Raw genomic sequence first — 13,688 nt, 5'->3', positions numbered from 1 at the left:
CCGTGTGCAGGGCTTTATCGATAACTGGCAGCCGGTGGGTTTTGAGCCGGACAATACCGGCCGGAACCTGCTCGGCCCGCTGGATGAACTTCGTGAGGCGACCCTGGCCTTTGGCGACCACCGCCGGAACTGGCCGCTGCTCAGCGATATGGGCCTGTACCGTGGCCATGAGGTGGGCCCTGAAGTGGAGAAATCCTACCTGGATATGCTGGCATACCAGTATTTGCCAGCCCTGATGTTCGGTGTGATGGCCGAGATGGGCCAGGCGCCAGACAATAGCACTGAGCGCCTGGAGCATCTGCGGGTATTGCGCATGCTGTATGACGCCAGTGGTCGTCGGGACGATATTGTGACCCGCTACATGCAGAGCCACTGGCAGGAGGCGTTCCCCGGCCAGAGTGAACTGCAGCAGCGGCTACTGGGTCATCTGGACTATGCCATGGCGCATACCGATCTGGCACAGCTCACTCGCCAGGGCGATGCGGTTGCCGATATGACCCTGGCGCCGTTTCGTAGCAGTGTCGAGTGGGCACAACATGAGCTTGGTCGGATTGCCACGCCAGACCGGGTCTATCGGGATCTGGAAATTGAAGCAGAACAGGAATTCCGGGCACCGTTGGAACTGGCCCGGGCATCCGGGCCGGCATTCAGCACGGTGTTCACCCGGGTGGATGGTTATGGCGAGCCGTCGGACTCGGGGGCAGCGGTGGAAGAAGACCCATTGACCATCCCCGCGTTGCTGACCCGGGAGGGACTGGAAAAATGGTTCCTGCGCAAGTCCGGCTCGGTAACGGAGCTGGCTCTGGTGGACGCCTGGGTGCTGGGCCGCCGGGACAACGTTGACTTCAGCAAGGCGGATGAAGCCAGACTGCTGGCCAGTTTGCAGACCCTCTATGCCGAGCACTATGCCGAGGCCTGGCGTACTGCCTTGAGCCGCATCGATATTCAGCGGTTTGAGGACCTGAACCACGGCGTACGTATTCTGGAGAGCCTGACCAGCGGCCACGAGCCCCTGGCAAGTCTGCTCCGGCAGGTTCGCCATAACACGCGTCTTGTGCCTTCGGCGGAAGGGGAGAGTGCCGCAGCCCGGGAGCTTCTGGAGCAGTCGCCTCATTTCCGCATGCTGCAGGATATTGAACGGCAGTTTGCGGAGCTCAACCAGTTGACCCGTGAAAATGGCGATCAGCCAACCGGGCTTGAACAGATCATGCTGGTGGTCAGGGAACTTCACGAGTACATGCGCAACATCCAGGAAGCGCCAGACAAGGGCAAGGCTGCGCTGGCCGCTGCCCGGGCCCGCATGGGCCTGCAGGGCGCCGACCCGATCTTCACCTTGCAGCGCATGGCCGACAACCAGCCGGAGCCCCTGAACCGGCTGCTGACCCGGTTGGCCACGGAAAGCTGGCGAGTGGTTCTGGACCAGGCGGTGGCGCAGTTGGAGCGTGAGTGGTATCGCGAGGTGTATCAGCCCTTCCAGCAGAATCTGGCCCGCCACTATCCGTTTAATCCGGACTCCGGGCGGGATGTTGCACTGCAGGACTTTGAACGGTTTTTTGCCCCGGGCGGCGTATTGGACGCCTTCTATCAGGACAACCTGAAACTGTTCCTCGAGGATCACCCGAAACAGGTGGGCGATGCCCGACGTGCCGGCCTGGTGCGCGGTGCGGTACTGACGTCATTGGAAAATGCCGATCGAATCCGCAGGGCCTACTTTACCCGGGGTGGTTCGCTGGATGTGGAGTTCGCGCTGGAACCGCTCAATCTCTCAGCCAACAAGCGCCGCAGCGTGGTGAATGTGGATGGCCAACTGGTGGAGTTCAGCCATGGCCCGCGCCAGAGCATTCCGCTGGTCTGGCCTAATACCCTGCGGGACTCTGTTGAGAGCCGTATTACCCTGGTGCCGGTTCAGGTGAACCGTTCACCCCGCAGCCTCTCGGAAAGCGGCCCATGGGCTCTGTTCCGACTGCTCGATAAAGCCGACATTACCGGCGTGAGCAGCAGCGCGGTCGATGTCCGGTTCCGGGTTGACGACGGGGAGATGCGTTATCGCCTCCACGCGGCCAGCAATACCAACCCGTTCACAGAGCAACTACTTGCGGGGTACCGCATACCCCGCAGCTTGTATTAAACTCTTTCAGCATACCAGGGCCGCCCTGATGAGAGCAGGACGCTTTCATCAGGGTTGAGCCTTCGCACAGGATGGTGCGAAAGCCCGGATTTTCTTTTTTCTTCAGGGACCGAAGACATGCCCCAGGCAAGCGGACTGCAATTCACCGCCACCATTGGCGAATACTCCTCTGACCACTTTTCCGTTGTTGGTTTTGCACTGACAGAACGGCTGTCCGAGCTGTTCCAGGGACGCCTTGACCTGGCCAGTACCGATCCGTCTGTTGGCGCCTCGAATGTGCTGGAGCAACCGGTGGATCTGGTGGTCTGGCAGGACGGGATGCCGCTGCGTCGCTTTACCGGCGTGGTCAGCGAATTTGCCCGCGGCGATTCCGGCCATCGGCGTACCCGCTACGAACTGGTTTTCCGGCCACCGCTCTGGCGCCTGGCGCTGATGCACAACAGCCGTATTTTCCAGAACCGGGGCACGGATGAGATTGTGCGTACCCTGCTGGAGGAGCGGGGGATCGTCGATACCGTTTTTGATCTTAAACGCGGCCCCGAGGAGCGGGAATACTGCGTCCAGCACCGGGAAAGTGATCTGGCCTTTGTTGAACGTCTGGCTGCGGAGGAAGGCTGGCACTATCGCTACCAGCATGGCGGCCTTGATGGCCAGGAGCCACCTGCACTGATTTTTGCCGATCATCATCGCGATTCGCCCAGGCTTGAGGCTGCCCCATACAACGGAAAAGCAGGAGGGAGTGCCCGAACGCCCTGTGTGTTCCGGTTTGCGTACCGGGAGCGAGTACGCCCCGCATCGGTCGCCATGAAGGATTACACCTTCAAAAACCCGGCTTACGCCCTGATGCATGAACAAGCTGGCGACCAGATCCTCCACCGGGTGGACTACCAGCACTACGACTACCCTGGCCGATTCAAGCAGGACGCCAGTGGTCGGCCGTTCACTGAAGCCAGGCTTGCGGCACTGCGCAGCGACGCCAGCACAGCCTTTGGCGAGAGCAATCGCCCGGATTTCGCAGCTGGTGCCAGGGTGCCGCTAACCGACCACGACAATGAAGCCATGAACCACGACTGGCTGCTCACGGCGGTCACCCACACCGGCTCACAACCACAGGCCCTGGAAGAAGAGGGTGGCAGCGAACCGACGCGCTATGGCAACCACTTTAACGCCATTCCTGCAGACCGGAGCTGGCGGGCGCTGTGTGAACACAAACCCCTGATGGATGGGCCCCAGATGGCGGTGGTTACCGGCCCGGAAGGCGAAGAAATCCATTGCGACCAATATGGCCGGGTGAAAGTGCGTTTTCCCTGGGATCGTTATGGGGCCAACAATGAACACAGCAGTGCCTTGCTTCGGGTTAGCCAGGAGTGGGCCGGCGGCCAGTATGGATTCACCGCACTGCCGAGGATCGGCCATGAAGTGATCGTTTCCTTCCTGGACGGCGATCCGGACCAGCCGATCATCACCGGCCGGACTTGGCACGCCACCAACACACCGCCGTATTCGCTGCCGGAACACAAAACCCGCACCACCCTGAAAACCAAAACCCACAAGGGCGAGGGCAGTAACGAGCTTCGGTTTGAAGACGAAGCCGGCGAAGAACAGATCTACGTTCACGCCCAGAAAGAACTGGCCCTGATCACGGAGAACAACCGCACTGAAGTCATCAGGAACGATCGCCACCTGACCGTGGGCAACGACCGCAAGGCCCACATCAAAGGCAGTGACCACGCCACGGTGAACGGTGAAAAACGGGAGAAAACCGGCAAAGACCGTAGTTTCAACGTCACTGGTACGTTGCACCTGAAAGCCGGCACGGCTTGGCTAACCGACTGTGGCACCGAACTGCACATCAAGGCCGGCCAGAAAACCGTTATTGAAGCCGGTGCGGAAATCACCCTCAAGGCCGGTGGCAGTTTCGTGAAGATCGACCCCAGCGGTGTGGCTATGGGTGGCGCTGCCATCAAGCTGAATGCCGGAGGTTCGCCGGGTAAGGGGAGTGGGCAGAAGGTTCAGGTGCCGGAGATGCCGGGGTTGGTGGAGAAGAATGGGGGGGCTGTTGCGCCGGTGGCCCTGCCGGAGACACAGCAAAGACCGATGGCCAAGTCCGACCAGATGCGCGCCATCAAGAATGCCGCGAATCAGGGTAAGGGAATTTGCCAGGTCTGCTCACCAGAATCACAAGGTGCGATCTGATGGGGCATCTGGCTGGACTTCCCGGTGAGGGGAAGACGTTCATTCTTATTGATGGCGCCAAAGTAAATAATCTGCCCCAAGTTATTTATCGTGAGATCGAAACACCTCATTGTGATGCGCTCTACAGGCAAACGGAGCTTGCCGACCTATTGGAAGTTTCACCGTGGCTGGTTGAAACGGGAATAGATAGCTCGCTGACACTTAAATGCTTCAATGATTGGAAACATCAGGGTGTTGCCATCGTATTGCGGGCTGACTGCCACTTCGAAGAGGTCATGCAACACTTGCGTGGATTGCTTATGGCGAGGTTGGTCACGGGAGATGAGGTTGTTTTCCGGTTTTATGATCCTGAAATCGCGCGGCACCTGTTGAAGCTGGATTCGTCAGGTGAAAATGTGAGGCGATTGATGGGGCCTTGTAGTCTGTTTGCCATTCAGGATCGCCGCACTGGTGAGTGGGAGTATTTTCATAATGATCAGCCCAGTAGTGAGCGGCAGGCTGAGAGGTTAAGCATTCGTGAGGAACACCAGGTTGCCATGGAAAGAGCGGCGGAACGGACGGCCCTCAGGAAACTCGAACTTCACGTTGCAAACTACTTTCCCCATTTGCTTCACAAAACGGATACAGATGGGAAGGATTGGGGGATGGTCTCTGCTTTAGTCGATGCGGCGAAAGCGCGGGGACTCTGTAGTACCCGAGATATTGCGCTGTTTATCAATACGATTGGCTGGCTTGGACACCAGGCATTCGACGACAGTGAAGTACAGCTTCTGTGGAAAGAGAATTCCGCAGCGCCAGGCAAAGCCATAGCGCGAATTGCAGAATTCGCCGAGAAAAAGTCAACGGAGGGACTGGTTCATGGGTAGCGCTAACAGCTCAGCGTTTATACAGGGTGCTGATGACATAGACTCAGCGGCACAGATGTGCCCGCTCCAGTTCAAAACCGTTGCGTTGTATCCGGTACGTTGGGCGATCAGTCAGGAAGAAGTAGCGCTGCCCCCTCACTTCCGACCGCCCACCGTTGCGCTTGAAACCACGCATTACTGTGTACGAAAACTAACGCCCGGTTGGGTGTATATGTTCTCCGAAGTATTCGGAACGCTGCATGAGTATCGTGTTGACGAACAAGGCGAGTTGACAGAAGTGCAGCCGGGGTTCAACTCGGTTCTTTTTTCCGCTGTGGACGCAGAAAGCGCTTTGCCCGCCTTACATCACCCTGCGGAAGGAAAAGTTTTTCTTAAGTTTGTGCAGCATCGATGGACTTCCCGTTTGCAGGAACTTGTACGCACGGATGCGGAAATTCGCGAAGAGCACATGCAGCCGTTCGACTTGCGAAGCCTACCTGGAAGAGGTGAGGCCGTTAATATCAGTGAAACTGAAGCGATAAGCGAGGTGGTTGAAGATTTTCGATCAGAACCGTTGGATTTTGAATGGAGTCTGACCACCTTAATGCATGGAATCGGTGAATCGGATTTGCAGGGCCAATGCAAAAAAGAAACTGAATTTTCTTACTGCGTTGCTCTTGAAGACGAAATCGGTATCACATCTGATTTGAGTCAATTGCATGCTCTTTATGTGAATCTGATTACGAACTATGCCGAGGAGAACGCATACGCCTATACAACCGCCCAGATGGTAGATGCGCTCATTGCCCGTGAGGCTGGCAAAAAGGAATCGCCTGAGGACCAGCAGGAAACTGCTGAGGAACTTAAAGAACGAGTTCGTTCAGAGGAAAAAGACGCATTCGTCGAAAGCTACCACAAGCAGCTTGAAAAGTATGACCACGCTCGAACATTGGTATTCGATGATTGGAAGCGATGGATTGATTCTGACCAACTGGCCAGGAAGCTGGAGCTCAACGACTGTTACTGCGCCGAAGGGTTCAAGGCGGTTGAGCAGGAACTGGCAGATATATTGGATGGCTACGTCAGTTCGGAGAAAGGTAAGGAAGACTCTGAAAATTGGTTAGCTGCTGATGAGGGCGACGCGGGTACGGTTGGGAACATGTTAAAAACCGTCCTGTTCCTCGCATCTGCTACCAACGGCATGACCGAAAAACTGAAAGGCCTGCCCGGCTTTGACTATGGCAGCCTAAAGATCGTGGATAGTATCTTCGATATGCCTGCCTATGTGCAGGTGAGCACCGCCACCGATACTCTGATGCTGGAATTTGCCGCTCCCGCTGCCAAGATGGGCACCTGGGCGAAAGACCCTCAAACTTGGCCGCAGTGGAGAAAGTGGACCAGGGCCGTCCAGCGACGTTATGGCATTGATGTCCACCGACACGGAATAACATTGAATACCGCGGCCGACTTGCTCCACGAGGTCCACCGTAAATCATTGGAAGGGGCCGGCCATAATCTCTCAGAACTTGCAATGACACCCCTGGCCGCCGGAATGGCGGATGCACGTATCAGGGCCTACCTGAACAGGGCACTGATCGACGTATTCCACCTGACCCCGGACTTCAAGGACAACCCCTTTGGCTGGCTTCATACCCGTCTGGACCCGGTAGTTGAAAGCATCAAGCAGAATAGGGGCAAGTTCATCGGCGCCGTGACTTTCTTCCACGCGATTAATCTGGCAAACCTGTTTTCTGGGTTGGATAAGACTCGGAAGGACGTGATGATTGGCGATAGGACAGCTATTGACCGGTGGGGGGCTGTTTTGTCCGGCCTATGGAGCGTCGGCGAGGGCGTTGTTAATCTCAGTGGAGTATTAGTCAAGGAGGAATATGCCAGAGCCTTGGGGGCAAGTCTCTCTGCGGCTGGTGCCAGGGTTTCGGTGGCTTTTAATGGGCTAAGGTTTGTTAGCAAGGTCGCAGATATTACGGTGAGTCTTGCGAGAATCAGCCTAAAGCCCCTTCCTTACGTCGGTGTCATACTGTCAATAGGTCTGGAAGGCTGGACGAGCCACAAGGCTCTGAACACAGGCCATTACGCAATGGCGTCGCTATCCGGGGTCCAGATTGGGCTGAGTATCGGCATCACTTACCTGGCGTCTTTGGCAGTAGCGGGCGCCGTTACCGGGGCGGGTTTACCCGTTGTGCTTGTGGTGGGTTCAGTACTGGTCGCGATCTCTTTCGTCATCAGTATGGTACAGCTATATATAGCCCGATCTAGGATCTAGGATCGAGGATTTCATTTCACTGTCATTCTGGGGTAACGCGCCTACATTGCGGTACTGGGATGAGCAATCCAGGCCATCAAGCGCAGAGCTTCTGGAAGATAGCCGAACCATTGTTTCTCAGGGTGAGGGTGTCGATGTCAGGCGATATTTCGAAGCGGAACTGGATGGATTCTACTATTTGCTGTTCTCCCCCCTGGTAAAGATAACTGAGTACATGCCCAAGCATTGGGCGGTAACCCAACAGGGTGAGCAGCGAGTTCTATCAGAATTCACCAGTCTCATCGTGTATTTTCCAGGTTACATTGAAGGTAACTGCGCTGTCTCCATCAAGCTTTTCGTGGCTAATAGAAACTGGTTAGTGGAGAACGAGTCGAGGGAAATCACAGATCTGTTTAATAGAACAGCGAGGATAGACTCCACTTCGCAGGGCTTAATGTATCGGTTCACGCACTACAATCACGACAATTGGGAACAGCTCGAAATGCTGATCGAGTATGAGAAAGACGGCAGGAGCGTAACGGGTGAAAACGGGCTTAGAGTCATTCTGGATAACAACGATGTAGAGGAACTGGGTATCGATGAAAGACTTGCCTTTGAAGTGTGATTTTCCGGACACGAACCTGGAACAACAACTGGAAAAGAAGCTGTACCGAACCCACGGAGCGCGGCTTGCTAGTCCGCCGGCACGAAAAGTGAGGGGGGTGTCCGATTCGTCGGAAAAGATGGAGCACAGTTTTGCCTGCATCGGTGAACGTTTCGTGGACATTCGCACTGCCTTAATGTCTCTTCGCTCAGGCTTGCCAGCAATCATCAATATTTTCATGATTATTGTTATGGTATTGGGTTGGGTTATTAGCTTTTTTTATTCAAAAGCACTGTTTGCGATGTTGATTGCTTTTGGGCCAGTCTGGGTGGCCGTCTATGTGTTCGAAATTTTTCTTCCCCTCACGTTGCCCGTCCGGATCGACCGAAAGGAAGGATTTGTTTACGTAGGGCATAGAGGGACGTTCTACCGGATTCCTTGGGACGAATTGGAAGTGACCTTTTCTTACAACTGGCAATATTTAGGCTCCGGGGTTGTATGGGAACGACAGTACTACGCCCACCTTTTTATGCGGGAAAAGCATTACTTTTGTGGAAAGCCCCCAAAGATGCCCCTGCAGCGGAAAAAAATATCTTCCGGTTTTAAAGAAGAACGTATTTACCAGAAATGGAATTTTATTGTCAGGTATTATGATGAAGGAACCACTAGAGAGGACTTCGATAATCTTGCCTGGGTTAATTACGATTTCTATAAAGAGGATCTGAAAAAGAAATCAATTGGGATCAAAATTGTTGAGTGTTTGGGGGTCATTTTATTTGTTCCGAGTATTATTTGGTGGAATTTTACCCCCTTTAAATACAAATGGCCGAAGGAAATTGAAGCCATTTTCGGTAAAGCCAATTACTACTAGCCATTGAAAAGGAATTCGCGGTGTCTGTAAAAATCGCTCTAATGCTCCTCTGCCTTATTCCCCTCTCCACAAACGCCGGCGTCTACAAATGGGTCGATGCCAACGGTCAGACCCATTTCGGGGACCGTCCACCAGCTCAGGCAGCATCAAGTGAAGTTACGGTAAAGGCCGCCCCGGCCAGCGTGGATGCGGGAGCCCGGGAGCGGCATCAGAAGATGACCGAGTTTCTGGAGCAGCAGCAGGAAGAGCGTGAGACGCGGCAGGCTGCCAATGCCAAAGCCGAGGAGAAGGCGGAGAAGCAAGCCGAGCTGTGCAGAAAGCTTCGGGCGCGCCTCAAGTTTCTTGCCAGCGTTTCGACCTTCTACAACATCAACGATCAGGGCGAGCGGATTTATGTCAATGAGGCCGAGAATACCCGTATTCGTGAGGATTTCCGGGAAAAGGTGAGGAGCACCTGCGGAAACGACTAATACGCGGATGCTGACCAGGGGCGGAAAGGAAAGTCTGACCTCTGTAGGAAAAAGCAACTGAGAGCAAAGGAATTGCCATGCCGTTTCGATTGTTCAGCGCCGCGCTGCCGGTGCTGATTTCCCTTCTGTTTTCCCCCGTGGCGGTAGCGAAACAGCCCGAGCTGACACTCGCCAACGTGTATCAAAAGGGCATGCCGCTGGACGGCTACTGGTTCAGTGAAAAGCTCGACGGGGTGCGAGCATACTGGACTGGCGAGCGATTTCTTTCCCGTGGCGGTCATGAGTATCGGGCACCCGGTTGGTTCACCAGAGGGTTTCCGGCACGTCCCCTGGACGGTGAGCTCTGGATGGGGCGGGGCCGTTTTGCGGAATTGTCAGGGGCGGTGCGTCAGGTGGTGCCCGATGACAACGATTGGCGGCGGATTCGGTTCATGGTGTTTGATCTTCCGGATAAGGAGGCAACCTTCGACCAACGTTTGGCCCGGCTGCGTGTATTAATCCAAGAGGTTGAATCACCCTACATGGCGCTTGTCGATCAGCAACGGGCGAGCACCCATGAGAAACTGATGCAGCGTTTGGATAAGATCGTCGACGGCGGCGCAGAGGGTTTGATGTTGAAGCTGGGGTCCAGTCATTACCGAAGTGGGCGCTCCGATGATCTACTGAAAGTAAAACAGTATCAGGATGCCGAAGCGGTGGTTGTTCATCATCTGCCGGGAAAGGGCAAATACGAGGGGCTGATGGGGTCACTGCTGGTGGAGTTGGACGATGGCAGGCGATTCCGGATTGGTACGGGGTTCAGCGATTCCGAGCGAGCGTCTCCTCCGAGACCCGGAACCACGATCACATTCAAGCACTATGGCCTCACAGCCACGGGGCTGCCTCGCTTTGCCAGCTTTCTCCGTATCCGGAATGATGAACCTGCGCGGTAATTGAGCGCACAGGCTCACTGGCGCTTGACGGGGGTCAAGACTGGCAAGCGCAGCTAGCCATACACTGGAATGAGTCAAATACATCTCATCCCCCACAGTCATGGAGACTGCGCGAATGTCCCTCGAAAAACACGATCTGATTCACGAACTGCCGGAATCCAAAGAAGCCATTCATCTTTTGAAAACCAACAGCACTCACTTCGCCAAGCTGTTTGACGAATATCATGAAGTGGACCATGCCGTTCATCGCGTTGAAACGGGCGCTGAAAACACCTCCGATGAGTATCTGGAAAACCTCAAAAAGAAGCGGCTGAATCTGAAGGACCAGTTGTTTGCCATGATTCGCGAGTATGAGGCTTCGGCGGCTAGCTGAGGGCAACCTGCCAGATAATCCAGCATCGGCTGTCAATTGGCCGTAATCCTCCTTGGGGAGACTGTTGATAGGGTATCATCGGTCTCACAAGGAGGAGGTTATGATGTTACGGATCCTTTCGGGGCTGGTGCTGTGCTCGGTACTTTCCCTGGTACAAGCGGCGACCGTTGAAGAGCTCTCCCCGCAATCAATTGCGCTGGCGCCTGAACAGTCGGAGCCCTCGGTCCATCTGGGACCACGGCCTTTCTGGCTGGTTGGTGCAATGGACGACAGTCCGCTCAAAGAGCGCCTGCAAGCCTGCAATACCGACACTGTTGAGAAAACGGATTTCTCCATCGGCCATCGTGGCGCGCCCCTGCAGTTTCCCGAACATACCCGTGAATCCTACATTGCGGCAGCGCGCATGGGTGCGGGTATTCTGGAATGTGATGTCGCCTTCACCAGGGATCGGGAACTGGTTTGCCGACATGCCCAGGACGACCTTCATACCACCACCAATATCGTTGCCGTCCCTGCATTGAACGCCAAGTGTACCCAGCCTTTTGTGCCCGCCGATCCTGCCACGGGCACGCCGGCACAGGCCGAGTGTCGCACCAGCGATATCACTCTGGCCGAGTTCAAGTCACTGGAGGGCAAGATGGATGCCCACAACCCAATGGCAACCACGCCGGAGGAATACCTGGCTGGCACCGCAGACTGGCGCACTGATCTCTACTCCAGCCGGGGCACCTTGATGACTCATCAGGAGAGCATCGAGTTGTTCAGGGCTCTGGGCGCGAAGTTCACTCCGGAATTGAAATCACCGGTGGTTGCTATGCCCTTTGAGGGGGATTACAGCCAGCAAGACTATGCCCGCCAAATGATCCAGGATTACATCGATGCCGGTGTGCAGCCGGAAGACGTCTGGCCCCAGTCCTTCAATTTGAAGGACGTTCTTTTCTGGGTAGACGAGATGCCGGAATTTGGTCGGCAAGCAGTCTTCCTCGACCAATCTGAGTCTACCCTTGTGAACGCGTCCGCAACCTATATGGCTTACCTTAAAAGTAGGGGTGTGAACATTCTGGCGCCGGCGCTCTGGAAGCTGCTGACTCTGGACAGCCAGAGGCAAATCGTTCCGTCCCGGTACGCGGAGAATGCGCGCGAAGCCGGCCTGGACCTGATTGCCTGGACCGTTGAGCGCAGCGGTCCGCTGGAAAAGGGCGGCGGCTGGTATTACCAGACGGTGACCGATGCCATTAACAACGACGGCGACGTGCTCACCGTGATCGATGTTCTGGCCCGTGAGGTAGGTGTGATTGGGGTTTTCTCGGATTGGCCGGCGACAACGACCTTCTATGCCAATTGTATGGGGTTGTCTAAGCATTGAGGTAGGGACGGCGCATCGCCAAGTTGGCCCCCCGGAGAGAATGTGAATCTATGGCCTGTTTCTCCGGAGGACAGACAATAGCGCTCCTGAGCTCTTGTTCACTTAAAAGTCTTGTTCATTATTAATGAACAGTGCTATTTTGTGAACATAATGTTGGAGAGGCTATGAAACCATCAATCAACGAGCGCGCATTTCTAAGCCAGGCAATCCGCGCGTTCCATCAAGAGACAGGTTTAGACTTACACCCTACTGTCGAGAGTGAAGTGATGCCCTGCTCTGATGGCCTCATTCTTGAACTGGGCGATACGGGCATCCAGTACAGCGTTGAGCTGAAGCGCTGGGCGCAGCAGGCGAATATAGGCACTATTGTCGCTCAGCTACGGCGAATGCCGCCGCCCGCATTGCTGGTCGCTGATTACGTAAACCCGAATATGGCAGACCGCCTTCGAGAAGCCGGCGCACAGTTCATTGACGCCGCCGGCAATGCTTATCTGAACGAAAAGACATTCTTCATCTTCGTAAAAGGTAATCGCAAAAGGCCGGTTCATGCATCAGCAAGGAAAACCTCCCGAGCCTTTAATTCATCTGGTTTAAAGCTGATTTTCAGTTTTCTAATGGACCCTCATCTGGTCGGTGAAACTTATCGAAAAATGGCAGAAGTCAGCGGTGTTTCCCTCGGAGCCATCGGCTGGGTTCTGAATGACCTGAAAGACAAGGGCTATGTTCGAGAACATGGAAAGAAGGGCGCAAGGTCACTTGAGAACCCTATGGGGCTGCTTGATCGCTGGGCCGAGTCCTACCCGGAAAAACTGCTACCCGAGTTGGACATGGGGCTATTTCAGGCAACCTCTGCGATGCCGTGGAAGAAAATCCGGCCGGAGCTTCTGGGTGGGTGTTGGGGCGGGGAAGTTGCCGTCTCTCGGCTGGGCAACTATCTGTCGCCTGCCCAGGGGACTATTTATCTGCCCCGAGAAAAGCTGAAAAGCTTGGTGATGGAATATAGGCTTCGTAAAAGCCCGGGCAATTCACCCAATACGTCCGAGACATTGCAGATCAACGAGAAATTCTGGCTCGCTGATTCACTCAACGTAAACCAAACTCCTGGGATTGCCCCAGATATTCTTGTCTATGCTGACCTCCTGATGACCGGCGACTCGCGTAACCTGGAAGCAGCGGAGCGGCTTTATGCCCAGATTAAAGATCGATTCCAAGAATATTGATCCGACTCAATTGAAGACCTACGGAGCCATCAAGTGTGTCGCCGTGGATCAGGATGTGCCATTCATCATTGTCGGCGCCTCCGCCCGTGATCTGGTAATGCATCACGCCTATGGAGCACCCATTCAACGGGCAACAATGGATATCGATCTTGCCGTTCAGGTCCCGGATTGGGCTGATTTTGAACGCATCCGCGATAGTTTGATTGGCAAAGGTTATACCAAAACCGATCTCCCTCATCGTTTGCACGGCCCGAACGGCGCACCCATCGACATTCTTCCTTTTGGAGCTGTTGAAAGTGACGATTCAGTTATTCAATGGCCGCCTTCTGGCGAAGTGCAAATGAGCGTGGTCGGTTTTCAGGATGCCCTGAATAACGCCGACTGGTTGATGATAGCAGCAGAGTCAGAGTCAGAGTCAGA

The 13,688-nt window shown here is 55.0% G+C and carries 12 protein-coding genes; all 12 read left to right on the top strand.

Annotation, left to right across the window (positions count from 1 at the left end; translation table 11 throughout):
• A partial coding sequence (gene tssM / locus B2W52_RS04165) for a type VI secretion system membrane subunit TssM (RefSeq protein ID WP_286801483.1) occupies nucleotides 1-2,128 on the top strand: 2,128 nt, incomplete at its 5' end.
• Nucleotides 2,129-2,245: 117 nt separating this feature from the next.
• On the top strand, nucleotides 2,246-4,324 hold the full coding sequence (locus B2W52_RS04160) for a type VI secretion system Vgr family protein (RefSeq protein ID WP_008175737.1): 2,079 nt from the start codon (nucleotides 2,246-2,248) through the stop codon (nucleotides 4,322-4,324).
• Nucleotides 4,324-5,190, top strand: a complete 867-nt coding sequence (locus B2W52_RS04155; RefSeq protein WP_008175739.1) for a DUF4123 domain-containing protein — start codon at nucleotides 4,324-4,326, stop codon at nucleotides 5,188-5,190. Before B2W52_RS04160 ends, B2W52_RS04155 begins: the two co-directional genes overlap by 1 nt.
• Nucleotides 5,183-7,453 carry a toxin VasX gene (locus B2W52_RS04150; RefSeq protein ID WP_273068788.1) on the top strand — a complete coding sequence of 757 codons (2,271 nt, stop codon included), beginning with the start codon at nucleotides 5,183-5,185 and terminating at the stop codon, nucleotides 7,451-7,453. Before B2W52_RS04155 ends, B2W52_RS04150 begins: the two co-directional genes overlap by 8 nt.
• 433 nt (nucleotides 7,454-7,886) lie before the next feature.
• Nucleotides 7,887-8,057: a hypothetical protein gene (locus B2W52_RS04145; protein WP_286801479.1), complete on the top strand. Its 171-nt coding sequence runs from the start codon at nucleotides 7,887-7,889 to the stop codon at nucleotides 8,055-8,057.
• Nucleotides 8,032-8,907: a hypothetical protein gene (locus B2W52_RS04140; RefSeq protein WP_008175742.1), complete on the top strand. Its 876-nt coding sequence runs from the start codon at nucleotides 8,032-8,034 to the stop codon at nucleotides 8,905-8,907. The genes B2W52_RS04145 and B2W52_RS04140 overlap by 26 nt, the downstream gene beginning before the upstream one ends.
• Before the next feature lie 20 nt (nucleotides 8,908-8,927).
• Nucleotides 8,928-9,377 (top strand): DUF4124 domain-containing protein, encoded by a 450-nt coding sequence (locus B2W52_RS04135; protein ID WP_227497864.1) that lies wholly within the window; start codon nucleotides 8,928-8,930, stop codon nucleotides 9,375-9,377.
• Nucleotides 9,378-9,454: 77 nt separating this feature from the next.
• Nucleotides 9,455-10,309, top strand: a complete 855-nt coding sequence (locus B2W52_RS04130) for a DNA ligase (RefSeq protein ID WP_008175746.1) — start codon at nucleotides 9,455-9,457, stop codon at nucleotides 10,307-10,309.
• Between the two features lie 115 nt (nucleotides 10,310-10,424).
• Nucleotides 10,425-10,682 carry an HP1242/YdcH family protein gene (locus B2W52_RS04125; protein WP_008175748.1) on the top strand — a complete coding sequence of 86 codons (258 nt, stop codon included), beginning with the start codon at nucleotides 10,425-10,427 and terminating at the stop codon, nucleotides 10,680-10,682.
• Between the two features lie 100 nt (nucleotides 10,683-10,782).
• Nucleotides 10,783-12,048 carry a glycerophosphodiester phosphodiesterase family protein gene (locus B2W52_RS04120; protein WP_008175750.1) on the top strand — a complete coding sequence of 422 codons (1,266 nt, stop codon included), beginning with the start codon at nucleotides 10,783-10,785 and terminating at the stop codon, nucleotides 12,046-12,048.
• Between the two features lie 164 nt (nucleotides 12,049-12,212).
• Nucleotides 12,213-13,268 (top strand): type IV toxin-antitoxin system AbiEi family antitoxin, encoded by a 1,056-nt coding sequence (locus tag B2W52_RS04115; protein ID WP_039882122.1) that lies wholly within the window; start codon nucleotides 12,213-12,215, stop codon nucleotides 13,266-13,268.
• On the top strand, nucleotides 13,234-13,688 hold a 455-nt coding region (locus tag B2W52_RS04110), incomplete at its 3' end, for a hypothetical protein (protein ID WP_286801470.1). The genes B2W52_RS04115 and B2W52_RS04110, both read left to right, overlap by 35 nt.

It is taken from the genome of Marinobacter sp. UBA2498 (genome assembly GCF_002341575.1).
GTDB lineage: Bacteria > Pseudomonadota > Gammaproteobacteria > Pseudomonadales > Oleiphilaceae > Marinobacter > Marinobacter manganoxydans.
This window is presented reverse-complemented; position numbering and strand designations above follow the sequence as displayed.